General features: G+C 66.1%; 1 protein-coding gene. It reads left to right on the plus strand.

From position 1 onward, the window contains the following. Nucleotides 1-1041: PLP-dependent aminotransferase family protein (locus P5705_RS26160; protein WP_277463747.1), on the plus strand; the 1041-nt coding region annotated here is incomplete at both ends.

Genomic DNA, 1041 nt, shown 5'->3' on the forward strand with positions numbered 1-1041 from the left:
GCCCCAGGTGCTGCTGAACAAGTGCCTGGCGACGCTGGCCGCCAAGGCCGAGCAACCACTGGCCGGGTTGATCGCTCCGCCGGGCCTGACCTCGTTGCGTCGGCGCATCGCCGGGTTGATGCTGCAACGCGGCGTGGCCTGTGGGCCGGACGATATCCTGGTGACCTCGGGCGACACCGTCGCCCTGGAGCTTGCCCTTGAAGCCATCGCCCAGCCCGGCGCCACGGTAGCCATCGAGACGCCCACCTACTACGGCATCCTGCAGACCATCGAACGCCTGGGGATGCGCGCCCTGCCCATCCGCACCCACGCCGACAGTGGCATGGATCTGGAGCACCTGGCGTGGGCCCTGAAAGGCAGAAAGGTCGATGTGGTGTTCCTCAACCCGACGCTGCAGAACCCGCGGGGCTTCATCATGCCCAACGCAGCGCGGGCACAACTCTCGCACTTGGCGCAGGCTGCGGATGTACCGATCATCGAGGACGATATCTTCTTCGACCTGGTGGACGAGGCGCAGCGACCGAGAGCCATCAAGCACTACGACACGACCGGGCAGACGATCTACTGCTCATCGTTTTCCAAGACCGTGGCGCCGGGGTACCGGGTGGGCTGGTGCGTCGCAGGCCGGTATCGGGACGCGATCCTGGCCCAGATGTTCTCCCGCAACCTGGCGGTGTCGAGCCTGGCCCAGCGGGTGCTGGATGAATTCATCGGGCGGGGATACATGGAGGAGCACTGCGCGAAACTGCGTGGGCGGCTGGCGGCGCAGACCGAGATGATGGAGACGTTGGTGGCGTCGGTGTTTCCGGCAGGGACGCGGTATGTGGCGCCGCAGGGCGGCTTCATCCACTGGATCGAATTGCCGGAAGGGACAGACATGGTTGCACTGCAACACCTTGCAGCGGAGCGTGGCTGCAATGTGGGCGCCGGCGGGATGTTCTTTGCCGATGGGGAAAGTGGCACCGGGATGCGGGTGTGCCTGGGGCGGGTTGTTACGCCGGAGGTGATGCAGGGGTTGAGGGTGCTGGCGGAGTGTGCCGC

Origin of the sequence: Pseudomonas entomophila, from assembly GCF_029478665.1 — a bacterium.
In the GTDB taxonomy this organism is placed as follows: Bacteria; Pseudomonadota; Gammaproteobacteria; order Pseudomonadales; family Pseudomonadaceae; genus Aquipseudomonas; species Aquipseudomonas entomophila_F.